Annotated in this window: 18 protein-coding genes and 1 tRNA gene; 4 read left to right on the top strand and 15 right to left on the bottom strand. The window is 74.2% G+C overall.

The genetic code is table 11. From position 1 onward, the window contains the following. Window positions 1–44: 44 nt before the first annotated feature. On the top strand, window positions 45–4334 hold the full coding sequence (locus HL189_RS00665) for a PKD domain-containing protein (protein ID WP_369131766.1): 4290 nt from the start codon (window positions 45–47) through the stop codon (window positions 4332–4334). Window positions 4335–4787: 453 nt separating this feature from the next. Here the strand turns inward: HL189_RS00665 and HL189_RS00660 are convergent, their stop codons facing one another. The 7 genes from HL189_RS00660 to HL189_RS00630 form a co-directional block, all read right to left on the bottom strand. Next, window positions 4788–5252, bottom strand: coding sequence for a hypothetical protein (locus HL189_RS00660; RefSeq protein WP_369131765.1), 465 nt, complete (start codon window positions 5250–5252; stop codon window positions 4788–4790). A gap of 121 nt (window positions 5253–5373) precedes the next feature. After that, on the bottom strand, window positions 5374–6858 hold the full coding sequence (locus HL189_RS00655; protein ID WP_369131764.1) for a sugar transferase: 1485 nt from the start codon (window positions 6856–6858) through the stop codon (window positions 5374–5376). 200 nt (window positions 6859–7058) lie between these two features. Then, window positions 7059–7646 (bottom strand): aminoacyl-tRNA hydrolase, encoded by a 588-nt coding sequence (gene pth, locus HL189_RS00650; protein WP_369131763.1) that lies wholly within the window; start codon window positions 7644–7646, stop codon window positions 7059–7061. 62 nt (window positions 7647–7708) lie between these two features. Beyond that, window positions 7709–8404, bottom strand: a complete 696-nt coding sequence (locus HL189_RS00645) for a 50S ribosomal protein L25/general stress protein Ctc (RefSeq protein WP_369131762.1) — start codon at window positions 8402–8404, stop codon at window positions 7709–7711. A 385-nt stretch (window positions 8405–8789) separates the two neighbouring features. After that, window positions 8790–9770, bottom strand: coding sequence for a ribose-phosphate diphosphokinase (locus HL189_RS00640; protein WP_369131761.1), 981 nt, complete (start codon window positions 9768–9770; stop codon window positions 8790–8792). A 10-nt stretch (window positions 9771–9780) separates the two neighbouring features. Next, on the bottom strand, window positions 9781–11280 hold the full coding sequence (gene glmU / locus HL189_RS00635) for a bifunctional UDP-N-acetylglucosamine diphosphorylase/glucosamine-1-phosphate N-acetyltransferase GlmU (RefSeq protein WP_369131760.1): 1500 nt from the start codon (window positions 11278–11280) through the stop codon (window positions 9781–9783). A gap of 33 nt (window positions 11281–11313) precedes the next feature. Beyond that, a tRNA-Gln gene (locus tag HL189_RS00630) sits at window positions 11314–11389 on the bottom strand. 109 nt (window positions 11390–11498) lie between these two features. Between HL189_RS00630 and HL189_RS00625 the strand changes: the two genes are divergently transcribed. After that, the gene (locus HL189_RS00625) at window positions 11499–12179 is read left to right on the top strand and encodes a TetR family transcriptional regulator (protein WP_369131759.1); all 681 of its coding nucleotides are present in this window, start codon (window positions 11499–11501) and stop codon (window positions 12177–12179) included. A gap of 66 nt (window positions 12180–12245) precedes the next feature. Here the strand turns inward: HL189_RS00625 and HL189_RS00620 are convergent, their stop codons facing one another. The 8 genes from HL189_RS00620 to HL189_RS00585 form a co-directional block, all read right to left on the bottom strand. Then, the gene (locus tag HL189_RS00620; protein ID WP_369131758.1) at window positions 12246–13214 is read right to left on the bottom strand and encodes a 4-(cytidine 5'-diphospho)-2-C-methyl-D-erythritol kinase; all 969 of its coding nucleotides are present in this window, start codon (window positions 13212–13214) and stop codon (window positions 12246–12248) included. 30 nt (window positions 13215–13244) lie between these two features. Next, a complete protein-coding gene (rsmA, locus tag HL189_RS00615) occupies window positions 13245–14162 on the bottom strand; it encodes a 16S rRNA (adenine(1518)-N(6)/adenine(1519)-N(6))-dimethyltransferase RsmA (protein WP_369131757.1) in 918 nt (305 codons plus the stop codon). Next, window positions 14129–15229: a ubiquitin-like domain-containing protein gene (locus tag HL189_RS00610; RefSeq protein WP_369131756.1), complete on the bottom strand. Its 1101-nt coding sequence runs from the start codon at window positions 15227–15229 to the stop codon at window positions 14129–14131. The genes rsmA and HL189_RS00610 overlap by 34 nt, the downstream gene beginning before the upstream one ends. 354 nt (window positions 15230–15583) lie before the next feature. Continuing rightward, window positions 15584–16417, bottom strand: a complete 834-nt coding sequence (locus HL189_RS00605) for a hypothetical protein (protein WP_369131755.1) — start codon at window positions 16415–16417, stop codon at window positions 15584–15586. A 69-nt stretch (window positions 16418–16486) separates the two neighbouring features. Further along, entirely contained in the window at window positions 16487–17353 is an 867-nt protein-coding gene (locus tag HL189_RS00600; RefSeq protein WP_369131754.1) for a TatD family hydrolase, read from the bottom strand. 37 nt (window positions 17354–17390) lie between these two features. After that, window positions 17391–19193, bottom strand: a complete 1803-nt coding sequence (gene metG, locus HL189_RS00595; protein ID WP_369131753.1) for a methionine--tRNA ligase — start codon at window positions 19191–19193, stop codon at window positions 17391–17393. A 13-nt stretch (window positions 19194–19206) separates the two neighbouring features. Then, on the bottom strand, window positions 19207–19833 hold the full coding sequence (locus tag HL189_RS00590; protein WP_369131752.1) for a hypothetical protein: 627 nt from the start codon (window positions 19831–19833) through the stop codon (window positions 19207–19209). A 108-nt stretch (window positions 19834–19941) separates the two neighbouring features. Further along, entirely contained in the window at window positions 19942–21453 is a 1512-nt protein-coding gene (locus HL189_RS00585) for an amino acid permease (protein ID WP_369131751.1), read from the bottom strand. Window positions 21454–21606: 153 nt separating this feature from the next. Here HL189_RS00585 and corA point away from each other — a divergent pair, with 153 nt between their 5' ends. Both corA and HL189_RS00575 read left to right on the top strand, forming a co-directional pair. Beyond that, entirely contained in the window at window positions 21607–22710 is a 1104-nt protein-coding gene (gene corA / locus HL189_RS00580; RefSeq protein WP_369131750.1) for a magnesium/cobalt transporter CorA, read from the top strand. A gap of 123 nt (window positions 22711–22833) precedes the next feature. Continuing rightward, on the top strand, window positions 22834–23715 hold the full coding sequence (locus HL189_RS00575; RefSeq protein WP_369131749.1) for a hypothetical protein: 882 nt from the start codon (window positions 22834–22836) through the stop codon (window positions 23713–23715). Window positions 23716–23746 lie beyond the last annotated feature (31 nt).

The following is a 23746-nucleotide window of genomic DNA, read 5'->3' as shown; positions in this document are numbered from 1 at the left end:
TCGTCGTCACCGTCATCGTGACCCTCCTGGCCGGAGGTGCGGTCGTGGGAGCCGGAGCGGCCTCGGCTGCGACCGGCGACCACGGCCACCAGGGCCCGTCCTACAGCGGCGCGACGTACGTGCCGACCTCGGACAAGCCGCAGAGCAAGCTCTGGCACGCCCACGGCTCCTGGTACGGGGTCATGTTCGACACCGTCTCCAAGACCTGGCACGTCTTCCGGCTGGACCGGTCGACCCAGAAGTGGACCGACACCGGCGTGCAGGTCGACGACCGGCGCGACACCCTCGCCGACGTGCTCTGGGACGGCACCCACCTGTACGTCGCGTCGCACGTGGTGACCATCTCCAGCGACACCGGCGGCAGCGCCTCACGGTCCAACAGCCCCGCCCGGCTGTACCGCTACAGCTCCTCCGGCGGCACGTACACGCTCGACGCCGGGTTCCCGGTCGCCATCAACGACCACTCGAGCGAGTCCCTGACGCTCGACAAGGACAGCACCGGCACCCTCTGGGCGACCTGGACCAAGGTCACCGCCAACGACTCCGGCGGGTTCAGCAGCGCGGTCTACGCGAACAACACGGTGGGCAGCGACGCCACCTGGGGCACCCCCTTCGTGCTGCCGGTCCCCGGCGCAGCCGTGACGCAGGACGACATCTCCAGCGTCGTCGCCTTCGGCGCGAACAAGATCGGCATCCTCTGGAGCAACCAGCTCGACGGCAGCGTCTACTGGGCGGTCCACAACGACGGTGCGGCGCGCGACACCTGGCGCGGCAGCTCGGCGATCCGGGGCAACAAGGCCGCCGACGACCACCTCAACATCAAGGCGGTCCAGTCCGACGCGTCCGGCCGGGTCTTCGCCGTGGTGAAGACCAGCCTGGACGGCGCCGCGGGATCCCTCCCCACGGACCCGCAGCTGCGCCTGCTCAGCTTCAAGCCCGGCACCGGCTCGTGGTCCGCCTCGACCGTGGGCACCCTGGCGGACTGCCACACCCGGCCGCTGCTGATGCTCGACGAGGAGCACCAGTCCGTGCACGTCCTCGCCACCGCGCCGACCAGCGGCTCCTGCGCCTACCCGGGCGTGCCGGGGACGATCTACGACAAGACGGCCTCGATGGCCGACCCGGTCTTCGCCGCCGGCCGCGGCACCCCGGTGATCCGCGACGTGGCCAACCCCACGATGAACGACGTCACCTCCACCAAGCAGAGCGTCTCCGCCGCCACCGGCCTGGTGGTCCTGGCCAGCGAGAAGACCACGCAGCGGTACTGGCACGCCGACATCCCGCTCACCGGGGCACCCGTGGTGGCCCCCACGGCGAGCTTCACCGCGTCGCCGGCCAGCGGCACCGCTCCCCTGCCGGTGCAGTTCGGTGACACCTCGACCGGCGGTGCGAAGTCCTGGGCCTGGGACTTCGGCGACGGCACGACGTCCACCACGCAGAACCCCACGCACACCTACACCGCGCCCGGCACGTACACGGTGACCCTCACGGCGAGCAACGCCGCGGGCGCCAGTGCCCCGTTCTCGCAGACGGTGACCGTGACCGCGGCGCCGACCCCCTCCGGGGCGATCTCGGCGGGCGCCTCCAGCACCGCTCTGAGCCTCACCGCGGTGACCGAGGTGACGATCCCGCACCCGGCCGGCGTCCGGGCCGGTGACGTGCTCGTCGCACAGGTCACCGCCGACAACAACCCCACCATGGCCACCGTGCCGAGCGGGTGGACCGCCGTCCTCACTGCACCGCTGAGCGCCGGCGCCGCCCGGGTCTTCGTCTACTCCCACGTGGTCACCGACCCGGCGGCCGAGCCGGCGAGCACCACCTGGCAGCTGTCCGCGGCGCAGAAGTGGGGCGCGGGCATGACCGCCTTCTCGGGGGTGGATCCTGCCGCGCCGTTCGACACGGCCGCCCGCACCAAGGTCGACCTCAGCTACGCGAGCACGACCCTGACCGTCCCGGGCACCACGACGGTCACCGACGGCGCGATGCTGATCGGCGGCCTGGGTCTGGACAACATCGCGAACGCGGTCACCGCGCCGGCCGGCTGGGCCGAGGCGTGGGAGAGCAGTGGCGCCCAGGTGTCCGAGCTGGCGCACCGCCAGACCGGCACCGCCGGCCCGACCGGCGACGTCTCCTGGACGCTGAGCAAGGCGACCGCCGCGGCCGGTTGGATCCGTGCGCTGAAGCCGCTCGCGGGGGCCGCGCCCGTCGCCGCGCCGACGTCGTCGTTCACCTCGTCGGCCACCACCGGCCAGGTGCCGCTGCCGGTGCAGTTCACCGACACCTCCACGGAGTCCCCGACCTCGTGGACGTGGGACTTCGGTGACGGCACCTCGTCCAACCAACAGCACCCGACGCACACCTACAGCACCGCGGGCACGTACACCGTGTCGCTCGTCGCCGGCAACCGCGCGGGCACGGGCGCCACGGTGACGGGGACCATCACCGCGACCCCGGCCGCGGTGGCGCCGACGGCGGCGTTCACCCCGTCGGTGACCACCGGGCAGGCACCGCTGCCGGTCCAGTTCACCGACGCCTCCACCGGCAACCCGACGGCGTGGGCCTGGGACCTCGGTGACGGCACGACGAGCAGCGCACAGCACCCGTCGCACACCTACACCGCCGCCGGCACCTATCAGGTGACCCTGACCGCGACCAACGCCACCGGCAGCAGCACCCCGGCCCGGCAGACCGTCACGGTCACCGCCGCGACCACGCCGCCCACCACCCCGCCGGCCGGCGCCGGGATCACCACCGGGGCGTCGACCACCGCGGTCTCGGCCACCGCCGTCCAGGGCGTCACCATCGCCCGCCCGGCCGGCCTGAGCGCCGGGGACGTGCTGATCACCCAGATCACCGCCGACAACGCACCCACCCTGAGCACCGTGCCCACCGGCTGGACCTCGGCGCTCACCGCACCGGTCTCCATCGGCGGCGCCCGGCTGTTCGTCTACTCCCACGTGGTCACCGACCCCGCGGCCGAGCCGGCGAACTACGCATGGCAGCTGTCGGCGGCCCAGAAGTGGGGCGCGCTGACCACCGCCTACTCCGGCGTGGACACCGGCACCGTCTTCGACACCGCGGCCACCACCCTGGTCGACAAGACCTACGCCACCACCAAGATCACCCTGCCCGGCGTCACCACCACCACCGACGGTGCGGTGCTCATCGGCGGGATCGGCATGGACAGCGGCTCGGCCGGGGTCACCGCCCCGACCGGCTGGACCGAGACCGCCGAGATCAGCGGCGGGCAGACCACCCAGCACGCCGCCAAGACCCAGCCCACCGCCGGGCCCAGCGGCACCGCCACCTGGACCCTGCCCAAGGCCACCGCCGCCGGCGGCTGGCTCCGCGCCCTCCGCCCGGCACCCGGTGGCGGCACCACGCCGGTCCCGGTGGACCCGGGTCCGGGCACGCCGACCCCGTCGGCGCCGACGGCGGCGTTCACCCCGTCGGTGACCACCGGGCAGGCACCGCTGCCGGTCCAGTTCACCGACGCCTCCACCGGCAACCCGACGGCGTGGGCCTGGGACCTCGGTGACGGCACGACGAGCAGCGCACAGCACCCGTCGCACACCTACACCGCCGCCGGCACCTATCAGGTGACCCTGACCGCGACCAACGCCACCGGCAGCAGCACCCCGGCCCGGCAGACCGTCACGGTCACCGCCGCGACCACGCCGCCCACCACCCCGCCGGCCGGCGCCGGGATCACCACCGGGGCGTCGACCACCGCGGTCTCGGCCACCGCCGTCCAGGGCGTCACCATCGCCCGCCCGGCCGGCCTGAGCGCCGGGGACGTGCTGATCACCCAGATCACCGCCGACAACGCACCCACCCTGAGCACCGTGCCCACCGGCTGGACCTCGGCGCTCACCGCACCGGTCTCCATCGGCGGCGCCCGGCTGTTCGTCTACTCCCACGTGGTCACCGACCCCGCGGCCGAGCCGGCGAACTACGCATGGCAGCTGTCGGCGGCCCAGAAGTGGGGCGCGCTGACCACCGCCTACTCCGGCGTGGACACCGGCACCGTCTTCGACACCGCGGCCACCACCCTGGTCGACAAGACCTACGCCACCACCAAGATCACCCTGCCCGGCGTCACCACCACCACCGACGGTGCGGTGCTCATCGGCGGGATCGGCATGGACAGCGGCTCGGCCGGGGTCACCGCCCCGACCGGCTGGACCGAGACCGCCGAGATCAGCGGCGGGCAGACCACCCAGCACGCCGCCAAGACCCAGCCCACCGCCGGGCCCAGCGGCACCGCCACCTGGACCCTGCCCAAGGCCACCGCCGCCGGCGGCTGGCTCCGCGCCCTCCGCCCGGCCGCCTGACGCACGATCCACACCCCCGGGGCCCGCTCCCCGTTCCCGCCCTCCGGCGGGGACGGGGGGCGGGCCCCGCTCGTGTGCCGGGTGCTCGCCGAGGGCGGCGCACCGCACGCGTTGCCCCCGCACTGCTCGTGCTGCAGCACGTGCGATGCGGACGAGGAGCGTGCAACCAGGGCCGGTGCTGAAGCGCACCGATAGCGCACCGCCCGGTGACGGCCCCGGCGGACGAGCGGCCGCCTACGCCTGGCGTCGTCCTGGGAGGCCCCGCTCGCCTCGTGATGGCGTCGGACGCGCTCCGAGCGGACCTCACGCTCGGACCGTGTCCGCCGTTCGTCGCGCGGACGGGGGACCATCCGCCTCGGCTGAGCCCCATTGCACGCGTTGGGTCCGCACTGCTCGTGCTGCAGCGCGCGCGATGCGGACGAGGAGCGTGCGATCAGGTGACGCGGCGCCGGGTCAGCGGGCGGCAGCCGCCGGTGAGCCGGTCGAGGCCGGCGAGTCGACGGCACCCCGGCGGCCCAGCCACCGGTCGGCCAGCCGGACGGTGACCACCGGGACCAGGGCGATGGTGACGAAGACGGCGGCGGTGCCGGCGCCCACACCCAGCCACTGCGCGGGGCCGAACCCGGTGGTCGCGCCGATCTCCGCGCCGGCCACGCCGACGGCGGGCACGCACAGGAACAGGGCCCCGGCCACGGGCAGCAGCCAGCGCGCCCGGTGCGTGGTGAGCCCGGCCACCGCCCCGCCGGGGACCATCGCCAGCACGTAGATCAGCACGATGGAGAAGGTCCCGCTGACGGTGAAGGAGCTCGGCCCGCCCGACGCGAGAGCCACGAGCGCCATGAGCAGGCGGGAGGCCGCCCCCAGCGCCGTCCCGGCGAGCACCGCCGCCGCCACCCCCGCACCCAGCCTGACGAGCACCCCACGCCCCTTCCCCGGTCGGATCGCGGCGGGACGATACCGGCGTCGCGCCGGCAACGGGGCGAGGACGACGACGGGGCGGCGCCGGCAGTTCGCCGACGCCGCCCCGGGGACGGTGGGATCAGTACGCGCCGCGGGACGCCAGCACGGCGGAGACGGTCTTGCGGAGGATCGACAGGTCCAGCGCCAGCGACCAGTTCTCCACGTACCGCAGGTCCAGCCGCACGGCCTCCTCCCAGGGCAGGTCGCTGCGGCCGGAGATCTGCCACAGCCCCGTCAGCCCCGGCTTCACCAGCAGCCGGCGGCTCACCGAGCGCTCGTACTGGGCGACCTCACGCGGCAGCGGAGGCCGCGGACCGACCAGCGACATCGTGCCGTTGAGCACGTTCACCAGCTGCGGGAGCTCGTCCAGCGACAGCCGGCGCAGCACCCGGCCGACCCGGGTGACGCGCGGGTCCTGCCGCATCTTGAACAGCAGGCCGTCGGAGATGTTGGCGTCCTGGATCGCGGCCAGCCGCTGCTCGGCGTCCACGACCATGCTGCGGAACTTGAGCATCGTGAAGTGCTTGCCGTTCAGCCCCACGCGCTCCTGGCGGTAGAGGACCGGGCCGGGGCTGTCGAGCCGGACGGCGAGCGCGATGCCCAGCAGCACCGGCGAGAGGACGAGGAGGGCGCCGGCCGCCGCGAGGCGGTCGAAACCGCCCTTGACGACCCGCCGCCAGCCCTCGAAGTGCGGCTCCTCGACCGAGAGCAGCGGCAGGCCCTCGAACGGCCGGATGTGCAGCCGCGGACCGGCCACCTCGATCAGCCCGGGCGCCACCAGGAGCTCCAGGCCGGAGCCCTCCAGCTCCCAGGACAGCTCGCGGAGGTACTGCGCCGCCGTCTCGCTGGAGGAGGTCACCGCGATGGTGTCCGCACCGACGCGGCGGGCCATGTCCAGGACGCCGTCCAGCCCGCCGACCGGCAGGCCGGTGATCTCCCCGACGCGGACCCGGTCTGGCTCGGTGACACAGGTGGCGACGACCTGCAGCCCGGCGGGCTGCTCGGTCTGCAGCCGGTCGACCAGGCCCAGCACCGCGCCGCCGCGTCCGACCACGACGACCCGCTTCTGGCAGTGCCCCCTGCGGCGCAGCGCCCGCAGCGCGGAACGCGCGGCGACGCGGACGCCGAGGGTGGTGAGCACCAGGCCGGGGATGCCGAAGACGACGAAGAAGCGGCTCAGCTCCAGCTCCGCGGCGTAGGACACGAAGCTGAACAGCGCGAGCACCACGACACCGGCCCGCACGACGCGGCGGAACTCGTCGCTGCCGGCGCCGATGACCCGCTCGGCGTAGGCCCCGGTGGCGGCGAGCAGCGCCGGCCACAGCGGCACCAGCGTCAGGCAGGCCGCGATGAGGACGGGCGTCGCCACGCTGGACTGGCCGTCCCGGGTGGCGAGGACCGCGACCCCGGCCAGGGCAGCGGCGATCGTCTCGAGCGCGACCAGAGCGGCGACGAAGCGCCGGGTCCACGCCGTTCCGCTCCGCCGGACCGGATCGGCGCCGGCCGGCTCGCCCGGACCCGCCCCCGAAGGCAGTACGACAGAAGCGCCAGCGGTGTCCAGCACGGCGCGTCCCCCCTCATCAGTTCTCCATGTCCGCTGCCGGCAGGTCCCGGCGTCCACCCGCACGCGGTGGTGGGGCGGGCTGAGCAGCGGGACCTCGACGGCTCGGAACAACGATCACGCTCGGTCACGGCATTCCTCAAGCGGCTGCCGGTTCGCTTCACCCGATGGGGAGGTCCGATCACCCACGGGTGGGACCCCGGTCAACTCCGCGGGTGGACGACGTTCTGCGCCGCCTCGAGCCCCTGCGCGAGCAGCAGCTCGGTGGCGTCGGCCGCCTCGCCGACCAGCAGGTCGAGGGTCTTCCGCTCGGTGGCGGAGAAGTCCTTGAGCACGAAGTCGGCCGGGTCCTGACGTCCGGGCGGGCGGCCGATGCCGACCCGCACGCGCAGGTAGTCCTTGGTGCCGGTGGTCCGGCTGATCGAACGCAGGCCGTTGTGGCCACCCTCTCCCCCGCCGCGCTTGAGCCGGACGGCCTCGAAGGGGATGTCCAGCTCGTCGTGCAGGACCACCAGGTCGGCGACGGGGAGGTGGTGGTAGTCCAGCAGCCCGCGCACCGGTCCGCCCGACTCGTTCATGTAGGTCAGCGGCTGGGCCAGCACGACGCGGCGGCCCGCGAGCCGCCCCTCACCGGACAGCGCCCGGGCCCGCGGGCCCTTGCCGGCGGACAGCTTCACCCCGGCGCGGGCCGCCAGCTCGGCCAGCACCATCGCGCCGACGTTGTGCCGGTTGCCGGCGTAGCCGGGCCCGGGGTTGCCCAGGCCGACGACGAGGAACGGCCCCTCGGACACGGGCGCAGGAGACGCCGCAGGGGCGCCGGCGGTGCCGGCGCCCCTGCGGGTCGGGCTGTCGGTCAGTTGTCGGCGGACTTCTCGGCCGAGTCCATCGACTCGCCGCTGCCCTGGTCCTGCGGCTCGGGGACGACGTCCCCATCGGCGTCGGACGCCTCGCGCTCGATGCCGGCCTCGGCCTCGGCCTCCTCCAGCTCCGCCTCGAGCTGCTCGGCCGTCGGCGCGCCCAGGAAGCCGATCACGAGCGCCTCCGGGTCGGTGACCAGCGTGGCGCCGGCCGGCAGCGTCAGGTCGCCGGCGGTGATGTGGTTGCCCGCGGTGCGGCCGGTGACGTCGACCTCGATGGACTCCGGCAGGTTCGTGGCGTCGGCCTCGAGCGAGATGGTGTTCAGCTGGTGGTTGGCGATGGCGTCCACCCCGGGCTCACCGACGACGACGACCGGCACCTCGACGGTGGTCTTCTCGCCACGGCGGACCAGCAGCAGGTCGACGTGCTCGTGCACGCGGGTCAGCGGGTCGCGCTGCACGGCCTTGGCCAGCGCGAGCTGCTCGGTGCCGTCGAGGACGACGGTGATCAGGGCGTTGTTGCCGCCGTTGCGCAGCACCGCGGCGAACTCGCGGGCCGGCAGCGACAGGTGGACGACGTCCTGGCCGTGCCCGTACAGGACGGCGGGGATGCGGCCCGCACGACGGGTCCGGCGGGCGCTGCCCTTGCCGAACTCGGTGCGGGGCTCGGCGACGAGGCGGAAGTCGGCCACGGTGGTGTGCTCCTAGATCTGAGGTTCGGGGGCCGGCACTCGGCGCGCAGCACACCGTCAGGAGCACACGCACGTCGATCACGGAGAGCAGCACATGCTGCCTCCCTCGCCGGGCAACAGGAGCCAGATTACACGAGCCCCGGACCCCGACGTCCGGGAGCCGGCAACGGAGCAACGCCACCAGCGGAGGGAATGCCGGGCCCATCGCCCGGAAGGGCGTCCGAGGTGTCGGGCGCGGGGCCGCAGGCTCCCGCCCGGGACCGCGGGTGGGTCCGTCCGCGAGCCCGTCGCGGGGGCCGGAGGCTCCCCGGCGGGTGCGCGGGCAACGGCTCGACGCCGGTCGGGAACGGCACCTGGCCGCGGTGGAGGCCGGTAGGCCGACCAGTTACGAAGCCCCGTCGAAGAGGCTGGTGACCGAGCCGTCCTCGAAGACCGCCTTGATCGCCTTGGCGAGCAGCGGGGCGATGGAGAGCACGGTGAGCTTGTCGAAGTGCCGCTCGGGCTCGATCGGCAGCGTGTTGGTGACGATGACGTCGCTGACGCGGCTGTTCTTCAGCCGGTCGACCGCCGGGCCGGAGAGCACACCGTGGGTCGCGGCGATGACGACGTCGGCCGCCCCCTCGGCGAACAGCGTCTCGGCGGCCTTGGTGATCGTGCCGCCGGTGTCGATCATGTCGTCGACGAGGATGCAGACCCGGTCCTTGACCTCACCGACGACGCGGTTGGCCACGACCTCGTTGGGACGGGTGATGTCGCGGGTCTTGTGGATGAAGGCCAGCGGCGTGCCACCCAGCTTGTCGCTCCACCGTTCGGACACCCGGACGCGACCGGAGTCCGGGGAGACGACCGTCAGGTCGCGGTCACCCCACTTGCGCTTGACCTCCGCCACCAGGACGTCCATCGCGAAGAGGTGGTCGACGGGCCCGTCGAAGAAGCCCTGGATCTGCGCGGTGTGCAGGTCGACGGCCATCAGCCGGTCCGCGCCGGCGGTCTTGAACATGTCGGCGACCAGCCGGGCGGAGATGGGCTCGCGCCCGCGGTGCTTCTTGTCCTGCCGGGCGTAGGGGAAGAACGGCGCGACGACGGTGATCCGTTTGGCCGAGGCGCGCTTGAGCGCGTCGACCATGAGCAACTGCTCCATCAGCCAGGTGTTGATCGGCGCGGTGTGGCTCTGCACCACGAAGGCGTCGCAGCCGCGCACCGACTCCTCGAACCGCACGAAGAGCTCGCCGTTGGCGAACTCGTACGAGGCGGTGGGGGTGGGGGTGACGCCGAGGTGGCCGCCGATCTCCGTGGTCAGCTCCGGGTACGCGCGCCCGGTGAAGAGCATCAGGCTCTTGTTGGTGGTCTGCCGGATGGCGCTCATCTGCCCGCCCCTACTGGTCGGCACCCGGTGCGGTGACCGAGGACTGCTCCCCGCCCGCGTCCCGTGCTGCTGCTGCTCGCTCCGCCGCTGCGGCGGCCTCGGCCGCGGGCGTACCCGGACGCCGGCGACCCACCCAGCCTCCCACATTGCGCTGTGTGGCCCGGGCCACGGCCATGGACCCCGGGGGGACGTCCTTGGTGATGACCGAGCCGGCCGCGGTGTACGCGCCGTCGCCCACCGTGACCGGCGCCACCAGCATCGTGTCGGAGCCGATCCGCACGTGGTCGCCGACCGTGGTGTGGTGCTTCGCCACGCCGTCGTAGTTGACGAACACGGTCGCCGCGCCCACGTTCGAGCCGCGGCCGATGGTGGCGTCACCGACGTAGGACAGGTGGGGCACCTTGGAGTCCTCGCCGACCTCGACGTTCTTGGTCTCGACGAACGCCCCGACCTTCGCGCCGCGCGCCAGCCGGGTGCCCGGCCGCAGGTAGCTGAACGGGCCGACGGTCGCCGCGGCACCGATGACGGCGAGCTGGCAGTGCGACCGGACGACGGAGGCGCCCTCCCCCACCTCGCAGTCCAGCAGCGTGCTGTCCGGGCCGACGACGGCGCCCGCCGCGACCGCCGTGGCGCCGAGCAGCTGGGTGCCCGGGTGCAGCACGGCCTCGCCGGTGACCTCCGCGGTGACGTCGACCCAGGTCGTCCGGGGGTCGACGACGACGACGCCGGCGCGCATCAGGTCGTCGAGGACCCGGTCGTTCATCGTGCGACGGCGGGCGGCGAGCTCGCGCTGGTCGTTGCAGCCCAGGGTGTCCTCGGCGTCCTCGGCCCGGTGCCCGCCGACCCGTGCGCCGTCGGCGACGAGGAGACCGAGGACGTCGGTGAGGTACTGCTCCCCCTGCTGGTTGCCCGACCCGACCCGGGTGAGCGCCTCGCGGACGGCGGCGGCGTCGCCGACGTAGACCCCGGCGTTGACCTCGCGGACGGCGCGCTGCGCGGGGTCGGCGTCCTTCTCCTCGACGATCGCGCGGACCGCCCCCGCGTCGTCCCGGACGATCCGGCCCAGGCCGGTCGGGTCGTCGACCTCGGCGGTCAGCACGGTAAGCACGTTGCCCGCGTCGGTGTGCGCGCCGACCAGGGCGGCGAGGGTCTGCCCGCGCAGCAGCGGCGCGTCGCCGTTGACGATGAGCACCGCTCCGGCGACCGGGCCGAGCGCGTCGAGCGCGACGGCCGCCGCGTGACCGGACCCGCGCTGCTCCTCCTGCACGACCGGCCGGGCGTGCGGGGCGACCTGCGCCAGGTGCTCGGCCACGGACTCCCGGCCGGACCCGACGACGACGACGGTCTGCCCGGCGCCGAGCGGCTCGGCCGCGGCCAGCACGTGCCCGAGCATCGACCGCCCGCCCAGCTGGTGCAGCACCTTGGGGGTGCGCGAGCGCATCCGGGTGCCCTGGCCGGCGGCGAGGACGACGACGGCGTCCACGGTGGTGGTCGGGTTCTGCTGGGTCACGGGACTCCTCGCGGCGACTGTTCGGTGCGGACGTGGCTGGGGGACTCGGACTCGAACCGAGACTTCCCGGCTCCAAAGGCCGGCGGGCTGCCGATTACCCCATCCCCCATCGCCGGCCCGCCGCGCGAGCGCGCCTGCGGTCCTGAGCCTAGGGCGCACCGCCGGGCGGGACACTCCCGGTGGCGCCCCGGCGGTGCCGCCCCGGGCACGATGGGCATGTGACCACCTCGGGGACCCCGGCCCGCGACGCTCCCGCGGCCCCCGCCCGGCCCCGCGTGCGGATGACCGGCGCGCAACGGCGGCAGCAGCTGCTCGACGTCGGCCGCGAGCTGTTCGCCGAGCGCGGGTACGAGGCCACCTCGATCGAGGAGATCGCGGCCCGCGCCGACGTCTCCAAGCCGGTCGTCTACGAGCACTTCGGGGGCAAGGAGGGGCTCTACGCCGTCGTCGTCGACCGGGAGATGCAGCGCCTCCTGGAGCGCTTCACCTCCGCGTTCTCGATCGGCGGGCACCCGCGGGAGCTGCTCGAGCGTGCCGCGCTGGTGCTGCTGGACTACATCGAGGAGGAGACGGACGGCTTCCAGGTGCTGGTCCGGGACTCCCCCGCGACCGGCACCGCGGGTGGCTTCAACTCGCTGATCAGCGAGGTCGCCAGCAAGGTCGAGCACCTCCTGGGCGACCACTTCCGGCGGCGCGGCTACGACCCCCGGCTGGCCGAGCTGTACAGCCAGGCCCTGGTGGGCATGGTGGCCCTGACCGGGCAGTGGTGGCTGGACAGCCGCTCACCGGGGAAGGACCAGGTGGCCGCGCACCTGGTCAACCTCGCCTACAACGGGCTGGCGCACCTGGAGCCCGAGCCGGCACCGGTCGACCGGCCGGGGCCGGCCTCCGGCGACTGAGGATCCGGCCCTCCTGCACGGGCCCGCCGCGAGCTGGCGAGTGGCGGGGGCAGGAGGGTCCTTCCATCAGCCGACGAGGCGGGCGCCGGGCACCGGGCCGTGCACGGCGCGCACGGTGCGGAACACCCCGGCTCCGGCCAGCTCCGCGGCCAGCCGCACCGCGGACTGCTCGTCGTCGGCCAGCGCGGCGACCGTCGGACCCGATCCGCTGATCAGCGCGGCGCGCGCGCCGGCGTCGGTGGCCGCCCGCAGCGCCCGGCGGAGGTCCGGCCGCAACCGCAGCGCCGGAGCCTGCAGGTCGTTGCTCAGCGCCGCGGCCAGCGCGGCGGGCGGCCCGCTGCGCAGCGCCGTGATCACCGGCTCGGTCGGCGCGGCGGCGTCCCCGGCCGGCAGCGTCCCGGTTGCCCGCAGGCTGTCGAGCTCGGCGTAGACCGTCGGCGTCGACAGGCCCTCACCGGCGATGCCGAGCGCCCAGTCCCACCGGCGGCGGGCCAGGACGGGCGAGAGCTGCTCGCCGCGGCCGGTGCCCAGGGCCACCCCGCCGAGCAGGCTGAAGGGCACGTCGCTGCCGAGCTGGGCGGCCAGCGTCGCCAGGTCGCCACGGGTGGCGTGGGTGTTCCACAGCGCGTCCAGCGCGACCAGGGTGGCCGCGGCGTCGGCGCTGCCACCGGCCAGCCCGGCGGCGGCGGGGATGGACTTGTCGACCTCCAGGCCGGCGTCGGCGCGGACGCCCGCGTGCCGGGCCAGCAGCTCGGCGGCCTGCCACACCAGGTTGCGCCGGTCGCTGGGCACGCTGGCCGGCCCCCGGCCGGAGGCGGCGCCCTCGCCGCGGACGGTGAGGGACAGCCCGTCCCCCGGCCGCACCGTGACGGTGTCGAACAGCGAGACGGCCAGGAACACCGTCTGCAGCTCGTGGAAGCCGTCGGCGCGCAGCGGCCCCACCCCGAGGTGGACGTTGACCTTCGCCGGGGCACGGGCGGTGACCGCGCCGTTGCCGGCGATGCGGCCGGGTCCGCCGGACGTCGCGTTGCTCACCGGCTCACCCTGCCACGCCGACGGGGCAGGTCAGTGAGGTCCCGGCGGCACCGGGTCGGTGGCGGCCAGCCGGGCGAACTCCTCCACCGACAGCTGCTCACCGCGGGTGGTCGGCTCGATGCCCGCGGCCCGCAGCCGCTGCTCGGCCGCGGCGGGGCTGCCGGCCCAGCGGGCCAGCGCGGCTCGCAGGCCCTTGCGGCGGGTCGCGAACGCGGCGTCGACGGCGGCGAAGGTGGCCGCCCGGTCGCCCGGCGGCGGCGGACGGCGGGTGAGCGCCACCAGGCCGGAGTCCACGTTGGGCACCGGCCAGAACACCGGACGCGGGACGTTGCCGGCCCGGCGGACCGCCCCGTACCAGGCCGCCTTCACGCTGGGCACCCCGTAGGCCGCCGTCCCCGGGCCGGCCGCCAGGCGGTCGGCCACCTCGGCCTGCACCAGCACCAGCGCGGTGCGCAGGGTGGGCAGCAGCTCCAGCAGGTGCAGCAGCACCGGGACCGCGACGTTGTAGGGCAGGTTCGCGACGAGCGCGGTCGGCGGGGGCCCGGGGAGGTCGGTCACCCGCAGCGCGTCCGCGGTGACCACGCTCAGCCGGTCAGCCAGGTGCGGCAGCCGGTCGGCCACCGTCCGCGGCAGCTGGTCGGCCAGCCGCGGGTCGATCTCCACGGCGGTGGTGTGCGCCGAAGCCGGCAGCAGCCCGAGGGTCAGCGAGCCCAGGCCCGGACCCACCTCCAGGACGACGTCGTCCGGCGACAGGTCGGCGGTCCGCACGATCCGCCGGATGGTGTTGGCGTCGTGCAGGAAGTTCTGGCCGAGGGTCTTGGTCGGCCGCAGGTCGAGCTGCTGGGCCAGCTCACGGATCGTGGCCGGGCCCAGCAGTCCGTCCGGCTGCTCGGGAGTGCTGCTCAGCGCGCGCCTCAGCCGAACAGGCGGGAGCCGCAGTGCGGCCACTGGCCGGCACCGGAACGCGCGTACAGCATCTGCGCCCGCATCGTCTGCTCGTCGGCCGAGGCGGCGGCCGGGTCACCGGACCCGCCGACGGCGGCCCACGTCGACCGGGAGAACTGGTACATGCCGCGGTACGTGCCGCTGGCACTGACCGCGTCCGGCCGCCCACCGGACTCGCACTTCGCCAGCGCCGCCCAGTTGAGCCCGTCGGCGGACACGACGGCGGCGGGGGCCGCGGGCTTCTCCTTGGTGCCGACCGTGACGTGCTCCTCGACCGGCGGCGTGGTGACGGCGGTGCCGACCTGCTCGCGGCCGGTCTCGACGCCGTCGGTGACCGTGATCCGCCAGGTGACGGTCTGCTCGCCCTCGACGCCCTTCTGGGTGACCGTGCGGGTGCCGACGAAGGCGTTCGGGTCCGGGGTCTCGACGGTCCGGTAGTCCACGGACTGAACCTCGGGGACGTCGGCGACCTGCACCCGGGTGACCTGCAGGACCATCTGGTCCAGCAGCGGCTGGGCCGGGTAGAGGGAGGTGCGGTCGGTCTCCGACAGCGCGATCCCCTGCTCGGCCAGCAGGTCGCCGGCGGTGGCGGCGGTCGTGGTGACCACCCGCTGCTGGCCGTCGGCGACGAGCGTGACGTCCTTGCTCGTGGTGATCGCCAGGTCCATCCCGTCCAGCGGGAGACGCTCGGCGCGGCTCGCGGACAGGACGAGGTCCTCGGCGCGGTAGCCGAGCTCGTCGAGCAGGCCGTCGACCGACAGCGCGGTCGTGTAGAGGTCGGTGCGCACGCCGTCGACGGTGAGCGCGAGCGGACGGGCCCGGTTGAGGACGATCGTGTCGCCGTCACCGACCACGCTGTCGAGGCCGGGCAGGACGACGTCGTGCGACGCCGGGTCCAACCCCTCGTCGGCGAGCACCTCACCCGCGGTGTCGGCGTAGGTGTCGACCTCGCGGGCCTGACCGTCGACGGTGAGGGTCACGGTCTTCTGGGCGAGGAAGTAGGCGGCGGAGCCACCCACCAGGCCCAGCAGGACCAGGACGAAGAGACTGAGCTTCAGCGTTCGGCGCACGACACATCCACGGGTCACGGGGCCCGGGCAGGGGAACGCGGGCAGCAGCCAGCGCACCCCACCCGAGGCGGGTGCTCGTCGCCGTGCGGCCCGACGGTCTCCCGGGCCCGTCGGACGGGCCCTGCGGAGCGCCTGGGTGTTCCCCACCCCGGCTGATCGGTCACGACACGATAACGAACACCTGACGGAAGCCAACGGTGCGACCACAGGAAACCAACATGTCGACTCAGCTCTCCGCAGCCACGCCGACACTTTCGGTGATGCACACGCCGCTGTGGCGCCTGTCATGTCCTGGGACAGGAGTGACGATGCCCACGGGGTGACCTGCGCCCGGGTGGGTACCGGGCGGCCTCCTCAGGCCAGGGCCGGGGAGTTCTGCCGCAGCGGCCGCAGCCAGGTGAGCAGGAACGCCGCGACCGCCAGCCCCGCCGCCAGGGCGGAGAACCCGCCGGCGACCAGGGCGACGGGCAGCAGCCCGCTGCCGTCGGAGGACACCCGGTCGTCCAGGCCGATCGCCGCGCGGAGCAGCAGGGCGCCCAGCGGCAGGAGGGCGAGCACGCTCGCCGCGGCCACGACCAGGTGCGCGGTCCAGGTCCGCTGGGCCTCGTCGATCGGGACGTCGGCGCCCTCGGCCGGCAGCGGCCGGACCAGGATCCGCAGCAGCGCGACCTCGGCGATCAGCCAGCCGGCCACCGGCAGGGCCACGGCGGTCGCGGTGACGGCGGTCCCCAGGTCGTCGGCCAGCAGGACGGCGGCCAGCACCACCCCGGCGACGGCGGCCCGCATGGTCCACAGCAGCCACAGCGAGATCTGGTCCCGCCGGGACTGGCGCCGCGCGGGGGACGTGACCGCCCAGCGCGGCCGGGGCCGGGTGGCCTCGGCGATCAGCACGCCGGCCAGCAGGCCGACGGCGAGCGCCGGGACCCACAGGAAGACCGAGGCCTCGGCGAACAGCACCACGGTGGTGATCACGGCGGCCACGCCGGCCAGCCAGCCGAGCCGGCGCACCCGCCGGGCGTGGGTCGCCTGCCGGGTCAGGTAGGCGGCCGCGCCGGGGCTGGCGGGGACGAACTCGACGGCCGCGGTGGCGACCGCGCGACGGTCGGCGGCGAGCACCCATCCGCGGACCAGCAGCGCGGCGGGCGCCATGAGGGCGATGAAGAGTACGACGGCGATGAGGCGGCCCACGCGCTCAGTGTCCCCCTCTTGGCTGACTGCGTGCGCTGCCGGGTCCACGGCCCCTGCGGAGGGGTCCCGTCACCAGCGGCCGAAGACCCGTTCCGCGGTGGCGGTCAGCGCGGCGCACAGCTGCCCGAGGTCGGTGCCGGTCACGTCGGCCAGGGCGCGGACGGCGTGCGGCACCAGCCGGGCCGCGTTGGGCCGGCCCCGGTACGGCACCGGGGTGAGGAAGGGCGCGTCGGTCTCCACCAGCAGCTGGTCCAGCGGGGCGAGCGCGGCCGCCTCCCGCAGGGAGCCGGCGTTGGCGAAGGTCAGCGTCCCGGCGAAGGACAGCACGTAGCCCCGCTCGATGCACCGGCGGGCGAACCCGGCGTCCCCGGAGAAGCAGTGCAGCACGGTGTGCTGGGGGGCGCCCTCGTCCTCGAGCACCCGGAGCACCTCGTCGTGCGCGTCCCGGTCGTGGATCACCAGCGCGACGCCGTGCCGCTTCGCGATGTCGATGTGCGCCCGGAAGGACGCCTCCTGCGCCGCCCAGCCGTCCGCGCCGGTGCGGTACCGGTCCAGGCCGGTCTCCCCCACCGCGCGCACCCGTGGCAGCGCCGCGAGCCGGTCGATCTCGGCCAGCGCGTCGTCGGTGGCCGCCCCGGCGCCGGCCTCGTTCGGGTGCAGGGCGACGGCGGCCAGCACCTCGGGACGGCGGGCGGCGAGCGCGGCGGACCACTGCGACGAGGCGACGTCCACCCCGACCTGCACCAGCCGCGGGACCCCGACCGCGACCGCCGCGTCGATCGCCTCGTCCACCTCCGCGTCGGCGGGTGCCCGGTCCTCCCCGCCGACGGCGATGTCGAAGTGCGTGTGGCTGTCGACCGCCGGGGACGGCAGCGGCTCCGGGGACGGCGGCAGCTCGCCGCGGCGGTTGGCCCGGGAGCCCGCCGACCGGCTCACGCCCCCTCCCGAGCGGCCATCTTGGCCAACATGGCCGTCACGAGTGGCCGCCCTGCTCCAGCCGCGCCAGCTCCTCCTCCACCACCGACTCGTCGAGCTTGGTGAAGACCGGCTTCGGCGGGGCGAGCGGGGTGCCCGAGGGCGGCAGCGGGGTGGGGCCCCAGACCGCCTGCCCCTCGTCGTAGTCCCCGGTGATGATCGGGTAGGGCGAGCCGTCGTCCAGGTCCTCGGTCTCGACGACCCGCGGCTGGGGCGACCACACGCCCGTCCCGCCGAGCAGCTCGTGCACCTGCTGCGCCGAGTGCGGGAGGAACGGCGTGAGCAGCGTGTTGCAGTCCTTGATGGCCTGCAGCGCGGTGTGCAGCACGGTGTCCCGGCGGGCCGGGTCCTCCTTGAGCTTCCACGGCGCCTGGTCGGACAGGTACTTGTTCGCCTCGCCGACGATCCGCATCGCCTCGGTCGCGGCGGCCTTCTGCCGGTTGCGGCCCAGCAGGTCGCCGATCGTCCCGAACGCGGCGCGGGTGCTGTCCAGGAGCGCGCGGTCGGCGTCGGTCAGCTCGCCCGGGGTCGGGACGGCGCCGACGTTCTTGGCGGCCATCGACACCGAGCGGTTGACCAGGTTGCCCCAGCCGGCGACCAGCTCGTCGTTGTTGCGACGGCGGAACTCCGCCCAGGTGAAGTCGGTGTCCTGGTTCTCCGGGCCGGCGACGGCGATGAAGTACCGCAGCGCGTCGGCGTCGTAGCGGGCCAGGAAGTCCTTGACGTAGATGACCACCTGGCGGGAGGAGGAGAACTTGCGCCCCTCCATGGTCAGGAACTCGCTGGAGACCACCTCGGTCGGCAGGTTCAGCCGGCCGTAGGAGCCCGGCGTGCCGCCCTTGTCCCCCTCGCCGTTGTAGCCCTGCAGCTGCGCCGGCCAGATCTCGGCGTGGAAGACGATGTTGTCCTTGCCCATGAAGTAGTAGGCGTCGGAGTCCGGCGACTGCCACCACTGCCGCCACGCCTCCGGGTCCCCGGAGCGGCGGGCCCACTCGATCGACGCGGACAGGTAGCCCACCACGGCGTCGAACCACACGTAGATGCGCTTGTCCGGCCGGTCCCGCCAGCCGTCGAGCGGGATGGGCACGCCCCAGTCGATGTCCCGGGTGTAGCTGCGCGGCTTCAGGTCGTCGAGCAGGTTGACCGCGAAGTTGTGCACGTTGGGCCGCCAGCTGTCCCGGCTGGCCAGCCAGTCGCCGAGCGTCCGGGTGAAGGCGGGCAGGTCGAGGAAGTAGTGCTCGCTCTCGACGAACTCGGGCTTCTCGCCGTTGATCCGGCTGACCGGGTTGATCAGGTCGGTCGGGTCGAGCTGGTTGCCGCAGTTGTCGCACTGGTCGCCGCGGGCACCGTCGTAGCCGCAGATCGGGCAGGTGCCCTCGATGTAGCGGTCGGGCAGGGTGCGCCCGGTGGACGGGCTGATCGCGCCCAGCGTCGTCTGCGGGAAGACGTAGCCGTTCTTGAGCAGGCCCAGGAAGATCTCCTGGCTCACCGCGGCGTGGTTGACCGTCGTCGTCCGGGTGAACAGGTCGTAGCTCAGCCCGAGGCTGGCCAGGTCGTCGACGATGACGCGGTTGTTCCGGTCGGCGATCTCCCGGGGCGTCACGCCCTCGGCGTCGGCGGCGACCGTGATCGGCGTCCCGTGCTCGTCGGTGCCGCTGACCATCAGCACCTTGTCGCCGCTCATCCGGTGGAACCGGCTGAACACGTCGGAGGGGACGCCGAAGCCGGAGACGTGGCCGATGTGCCGCGGGCCGTTGGCGTAGGGCCACGCGACGGCGGTCAGGATGTGCCGATCACTCACGGCACGAGACTAGTCAGGGGGCGTCGGTGACCGCGGCCGTGCTCGGGGCCACGGGGTCCGCGGGCGCGCCGACGACGGCGACCCCGGCCAGCACCAGGCCGATGCAGGCCACGGTGATCCCGCGCAGCACCCGGTGCTGAGCGCCCGGAGCCGGCCGCGGGGGGCGGGGACGGCCGCCGGCCGCCAGCCAGGCCGACGCCGACGGCGCTCCGGCGAGCAGCAGCTTGCCGGTGGGGACGGCGAGGGCCAGCAGGGCGAGCGCGGGCAGCGGGACCCCGGCCGGCACCCCCCCGACCTGCGCCCCGGCCAGACCCGCGGCGAAGAGGACGACGACGAGCGCGATCTCCGCGCCGGCGACCCCGACCAGCAGCCCGCGGCCGGCACCGTCGAGCAGCGAGGCCCCGCCGCCGGCGCAGGCCACGACCCAGCTCGCCAGCACCAGCAGCGTCCCCGCGACCAGCCAGCCGGAGGGCCGGATCGCCGTGCCGAGGACGCCGTCCAGCCCGGTCAGCCCGACGGCGAGCAGCCCGAGCGCCTCGACGACGGAGAGCCCGGCGACCGCGAGGACCGGAGCCGGCATCCGCGGTGGGGTGGCCGGGCTCGGGGTCGGCGCGACGACGTCGGGGGTGGTGCTCGGCACGGTGATCTCCCTGGCCAGTGACGGGTGTCACCGATCAGGTCGGGTGCCGGCGGTCGGTGCCGCAGGGGGCGGCGGCGGCGCCTCACCCCCAGGGGTGAGGCGCCACGGTCACCTGGCCCCGCCGGGCGTCTGCCCGGCCTGCTCGCGCTCGGCGGCCCCGTGCGGCGAGAAGCGGGAGCGCCGCCGTCCGTAGAGGTAGTAGATGGCGACGCCGAGCACCATCCAGATCACGAAGCGCACCCAGGTCTCGATCGGCAGGTTCGCCATCAGCCACAGGCAGGCGATCGCGGAGACGATCGGCAGGACGGGCATCAGCGGGACCCGGAAGGCGCGGGGCAGGTCGGGTCGGGTGCGCCGCAGGATGACGACGCCGATCGACACCAGCAGGAACGCGAACAGCGTGCCGATGTTGACCAGCGACGCGAGCTCCTCCAACGGCACCACGGCGGCGAGCACCGCGACGAAGACCCCGGTGAAGATCGTGATCTTGTAGGGGGTCCCGTAGCGGGGGTGCACCTCGGCGAGAGCGGGCGGCAGCAGGCGGTCCCGGCTCATCGCGAACAGCACCCGCGACTGGCCGAGCAGGAGGATCATGACCACCGATGTCAGCCCGGTCAGCGCGCCGAGGGAGATGATCCCGGCGAAGATCGGCAGCCCGACGCTGGAGAACGCCTCGGCCAGCGGCGCGGTCGCGCTCAGCTCGGTGTAGGGCTGCATGCCGACGACGACGAGGGACACGGCGACGTAGAGCGCGGTGCAGATGGCCAGCGAGCCGATGATGCCCCGCGGCATGTCCTTGGCCGGGTGCTTGGTCTCCTCGGCCGCGGTGGCCACGATGTCGAAGCCGATGAAGGCGAAGAAGACGATCGAGGCGCCGGTTATCACCCCGCCCCAGCCGAACGTGCCCGGGCTGAAGCCGAAGAGCGTTTGGATCAGCGGAGCGTCCCAGCCGCTGGCACCCGCCTCCGCCGGCTGGGCCGGCGGCACGAACGGGGTGTAGTTGGCGGCCTCGACGAAGAAGACGCCGACCGCGATGACCAGCAGCACGATGGCGATCTTGATCGCCACGATGACCGACGTCACGCGGGAGGAGAACTTGATGCCGAGGATCAGCACGGTGGTCATGAGCGCGACGACGAAGACCGCCGGGATGTTGAAGACCGCCTCCTCCCCGGCGATGGCGGCCGGCAGCGGGATCCCGAGGTCGCCGAGCAGCTGGTTGAGGTAGCCCGACCAGCCGACCGCGACCGTCGCGGCGCCCAGCGCCATCTCCAGGACGAGGTCCCAGCCGATGATCCAGGCGATGAGCTCACCGAAGGTGGCGTAGGAGAAGGTGTAGGCAGACCCGGCGACCGGGACGGTCGAGGCGAACTCCGCGTAGCACAGCGCCGCGAGCCCGCACACCACTCCGGCGATCACGAAGGACAGGGCCACCGCGGGGCCGGACTGGTCCCGTGCGACGACGCCGGTCAGCACGAAGATGCCCGTGCCGATGATGACCCCGACCCCGAACACCGCGAGGTCGAGGCCCGACAGGTGCCGCTTGAGCCGGTGACCCGGTTCGTCGGTGTCCCGGATCGACTCCTCGACGCTCTTGACCCGCGCCCGGTTCGTGGCCACGCGGTCCCCCTCTCGAGCGGTCGGCGTGCGCGACGCCGCCCGGCTGGTGATCATGGGCTGAGGGCAGGGTCCCACGGGTCCCGCCGTCCCGCTCGGCGCGCGACGGACGGGACCACCGGCAGGTGACGGCCCACCACGACGGAGGAGGTCCCGGTGCCCGACACCGAGCGCACGACCCGCACGACCGCCGCACCCACGGGTCCGACTCCGGCGCTCCGCCCCCGGCCGGCCAGCGCGCCGCGGGAGGCGCTCCGGACCCGCGCGAGCGACGACCCGGTCGTGGACTGCGCCGTGTACGTGGGCGGCGAGCGGCAGGACGTCGACCCCGCCCGTGCCCGGGAGGTGGCCCGGGAGCGCGACGGCTTCGTCTGGCTGGGGCTCCACGAGCCGACCGAGGACGAGCTCACCGCGATCGCCGCGCACTACGGCCTGCACCCGCTCGCCGTGGAGGACGCCGTCTACGCCCACCAGCGGCCGAAGCTGGAGCGCTACGACGACCAGCTCTTCATGGTGCTCAAGACCGCCCGCTACGTGGAGCACGAGGAGCTGACCGCCACCAGCGAGGTGGTCATGACCGGGGAGGTCATGGTCTTCCTCGGCCCGGACCACCTGATCACCGTCCGGCACGGCAGCCACGGCGAGCTGGCCGCCCTGCGGCGCGAGCTGGAGCAGCAGCCGGAGCTGCTGTGCCTCGGGCCGGCCGCCGTCCTCTACGCGATCGCCGACCACGTCGTCGACGACTTCGTCGAGGTCGCGGAGGCCGTGGAGGACGACGTCGAGGAGCTCGAGGTCTCGGTGTTCAGCACGGCCCGCACCGACGACACCGGCCGGATCTACCAGCTCAAGCGCGAGCTGATGCAGCTGCGCCGGGCCGTGGGGCCGCTGGAGCTGCCGCTGGCGACGCTCGCCGAGCGCCCGCTGGAACTGGTGCCCGAGGCGATGCGCTCCTACTTCCGGGACGTGCAGGACCACGCGCTGCGCACCCGCGACCAGGTGACCGGGCTCGACGAGCTGCTGTCGAACATCCTGCAGGCGTCCCTGGCGCGGACGTCGGTGTCGCAGAACGAGGACATGCGGAAGATCTCCGCCTGGGCGGCGGTGATTGCGACGCCGACCCTCATCGCCGGCATCTACGGGATGAACTTCGAGCACATGCCGGAGCTGACCTGGCGCTTCGGGTACCCGCTGTGCCTGCTGCTGATGCTGGCGATCTGCGCCGGGCTGTACTCCGGCTTCAAGCGCAGCGGCTGGATCTAGCCAAGCCGTGCCGCCGTTGTGCACCGATGGCTGCCTCACCGAGATCGAGGCAGCCATCAGTGCACAACGGCGGGCTGTGGACGGCGCCGGCGCGACTCGCGCCCGATCCGCCACCGTGGCCCGGTGCCCGTTCCGGCCGCCGTGCCCGACCAGCTGCGTCGACGCCCCTTCCGGGGCACCGCGGCGATCTCCCGCGGGCTGCTGACCCGCGCGCAACTGCGCAGCAGCCCGTGGCAGCGGCTCTTCCGCGACGTCTACGCGCACCAGGACGTCGAGCTCACCCACGAGCTGAGGATCCACGCGGCAGCGCTGCTGCACCCGCACGCCGTGGTGAGCGGCCGCAGCGCCGCCGTCCTGTGGGGGGTGCCGCTGGCCGGCCAGGACGACGACGTCGAGCTCTCCTCCTTCCCCGGCGCGCCTCCGGTGCGCGCAGCGGGCATCCGCATGCGCCGCGCCGACCTGGCGGAACGGCACGTCCTCCGGCATGCGGGCATGTGGGTCACCAGCCCGGAGGCGACGGCGGTGGAGCTGGCGGGCGGCCGTGACCTCGACGCCGCCGTGGCCGCCGTCGACCAGCTGGTGGTGGTGGGCGGGGCGGACCTGGCCGTGGTGCGCCGGCTGGCCGACGCCGCCCTCGGCCCCGGGTGCCGGAGGGCGCGCCGGGCCTGCGCACTCGCTGACGGCAAGGCCGAGTCACCGCAGGAGACCCGACTCCGGCTGCGCATCGGGCGCAGCGACCTCCCGACCCCCGTGGCGCAGTTCCGCGTGCGGATCGGTGGGCGGTTCGTGGCGAAGGTGGACTTCGGCTGGCCGGAGCAGCGGGTGGCCGTCGAGTACGACGGGCTGTGGCACACCGACGCCAAGCAGTTCGTCCTCGACCGGCAGCGGCTCAACCGGCTCACCGCGGCAGGCTGGCGCGTGGTCTTCGTGACCGCGGCCGACCTGCACCGGCCGGACCAGCTCATCGCCCGCATCGCCGGCGCGCTCACCACCGTTGTGCGCTGATGGTCGCCTCGAGTCGCACGAGGCAGCCACC

It is taken from the genome of Modestobacter sp. I12A-02662, assembly GCF_041028325.1.
GTDB lineage: Bacteria > Actinomycetota > Actinomycetes > Mycobacteriales > Geodermatophilaceae > Modestobacter.
This window is presented reverse-complemented; position numbering and strand designations above follow the sequence as displayed.

Coding starts and splice junctions, on each gene's coding strand:
- HL189_RS00640 (WP_369131761.1), bottom strand. CDS start 9,770: ATGAGCGCCATCCGGCAGACCACCAACAAGAGCCTGATGCTCTTCACC.